This is a genomic window from Erysipelothrix aquatica (assembly GCF_009828775.2).
Taxonomy (GTDB): domain Bacteria; phylum Bacillota_I; class Bacilli_A; order Erysipelotrichales; family Erysipelotrichaceae; genus Erysipelothrix; species Erysipelothrix aquatica.
In genome coordinates this window covers 1-2,749 of record NZ_WTSY02000065.1, presented here as the reverse complement: position 1 = coordinate 2,749, position 2,749 = coordinate 1, and the positions used below count along the sequence as shown (strand labels likewise).

Sequence of the window (2,749 nt, the reverse complement as noted above, 5' to 3'; positions counted from 1 at the left end):
TTATAATTAAATATAAAATAATAGTAAAGTTAAGAAAAAAATTAATAAATATAGCTTATATGGTTTTATTATAATAGTACTCTAGAAATGGGAGTTTAATTGTTTGAATCGTAAGACATTTTCTTATGAATCAGATTGAAAGCAAAATTTAATTACAGACAGTCCACTCGAACGTATTTGTAATGTAAATTTGAACGAAATTGCATCGTTTGCAATCTTAGTGAAATCGTGACACACGTCAAAAATCACTGAAGTTATCATGGGGGGGAATCCAAGATAAATTTTCAGACTCTAAAAACACCCAATTCTTATAGGATGAGGAGTTTAAATTATGAGTCTTTTATAATATTTTGGCTTAATAGCTTTTGTTCGAAACAGTTACCTAAATACAGTTTTAAATTATATCCCCCTTTATTGTTGGGCAACTGCATGTAATGCAAAAGTATCGCATGTGGTTTATCTGACTCATTGAACTTGAAAGAGTTCGGATAAAGGAGAAATTATGAAGAAGTTCATAAGTTTATGTATGGTCATTTTGATGGCCTTTGCGACAGTGCCTATTACGGCAGAGAGCAACAAATTGGATTCAATGTTTTCTGACAATCTACAGGATTATGTTAGAACTTATGCGTACTCCAATTCAAACAAATTACTGACAACGGATGAAGAATTTATTGAATACGTAAAGACAATCGAATCGGTAGGATTTGTTCGTGGTGATAACGTTGAGTTTAATCACATTACAGTCTTTGATTTTAGAGGAATCGAATACTTTGAATCCTTAAATGATTTAACTGTAACAATAAATTTATCGATGTTTTCCGATCCAAATCGTAAGTTAAAAGAGGTGCAAAACTTTACAAATCTACCTCAAAACTTTATCGATAGTGGCAACAAAATAAAAATCAAACCAGGAATGTTCTTTTCTTCACGAACATTATATGTTGCACCACATTTAGTATATGCGTACCGACAAGGTACTGGAAACACGCAACCTGATCGATTTGACAAAATCAAAAATGATTTTACTAAGCAAATGACAACGTTCCTTAGTCAATATCAAGGTGAGCGAATTGGTGCTGAAATAGAAGATTTTGACGTTATCGTGGATGATTTTAACTGGTTAAACCAATTGAATCGAAATATCGATTTATCGATGAGTCTAGAAACACAGGATAGAATCCAAATTGGAACGGTCCACAATGTCCCAGTAAATGGTAAAGAGTATTATGAATTTGATATTGATAGTAGTCAAATTCCAGATGTCATTGTTGCGGACGGTAACCAATACCGTGCAGCAGGTGCAAATGAGAAAACAATTGGTATTGATTATGAAGCAACCAAAGCTTATGTTCAAAACTATTTAACACCTGCAGGATCGCCACTAACAAATTTTGAAATCGTCGCAACCTTAACAGATGGTCGTACCTTTACTGCAGACCAAGATTTTACACTTGCAGGAGATGGTAGCGACACGGATAAGTTCTTTTCAAAGGGTGCATCTTCAGATGGTCTAAGAGGAGCAATCGATGTTGTGAAACTTCGTTTTGAAAAATCAGACGCTGTTAAAGCCATGATTACATCTCAAGCAACGGAATATGAAACATTTAGAACGAGTGAATTTTCGATAATTACAACAGATTATTCGAAAGATATGGCTCTCAATCCTGATGTCGCTATTAATCATGAATTTTTTGCTGATAAATTGGGCCTTACAATCCAATCTTATTTCGTGAATGATGATAACACGTTGCGCATCAACCCGTTCGGAATTAAGCCAATATTTGTAGGTTTCTTCGGGGAACCATATACTGTTACTTATAACTATGACAATGGTGCAGATCCATTAGTTCTAACAGAACAATATGAAGGGACTCATCTTGCTAAACCGCAAACTCCGATTAAAGATGGATTTAAGTTTGATGGTTGGTACACAAGTGCAGATTTCACAACTGCATGGAACTTTGACACAATGCAAGTTACAGATGATTTAAACTTATATGCTAAATGGTCGACAACTGACGTCACAGTGACGTTTGTGGATGGTGGTGTGTCTACACCAGTATCGACGAAGCTTGATCAACCATTAGATGCAAGCAAGATTCCGGCAACAGTTAAAGAGGGTTATACATTCAAAGAGTGGAACACTCAAGCTGACGGAAAAGGAACTGCATTTGATACCACTGCGGTAGTTAAAGCAGATCAAACAGTCTACGCAATTTACGAAGCGAACAATGTTACCGTAACATTTGTGGATGGAACAACATCAACACCAGTTGTTACAAAATTTGATCAAGCAGTAGATGGAAGCAAGATTCCTACTACGGTTAAAGAGGGTTATGTTTTCAAAGAATGGAACACTCAAGCCGATGGCAAAGGAACTGCATTTGATACCACAGCTGCAATTAAAGCAGATCAAACAGTCTACGCAATTTACGAAGCAAATGGTGTTACCGTAACGTTTGTGGATGGAACTGTATGGACATATGTCTCTACAAAATATGATCAACCATTAGATGCACGCAATATTCCCGCTACGGTTAAAGAGGGCTATACATTCAAAGAATGGAACACTCAAGCCGATGGCAAAGGAACTTCATTTGATATCACAGCTGCAATTAGAGCAGATCAAACAGTTTATGCAATCTATGAAGCAAACAATGTTACAGTAACGTTTGTGGATGGAACTACATCAACACCAGTTGTTACGAAATACGACCAAGCGTTAGATGCAAGCAAGATCCCTGCA

General features: G+C 36.1%; 1 protein-coding gene. It reads left to right on the top strand.

The genetic code is table 11. The features are described 5' to 3' along the window. Positions 1-502 precede the first annotated feature (502 nt). On the top strand, positions 503-2,749 hold a 2,247-nt coding region (locus GVV20_RS10330), incomplete at its 3' end, for an InlB B-repeat-containing protein (protein WP_201287505.1).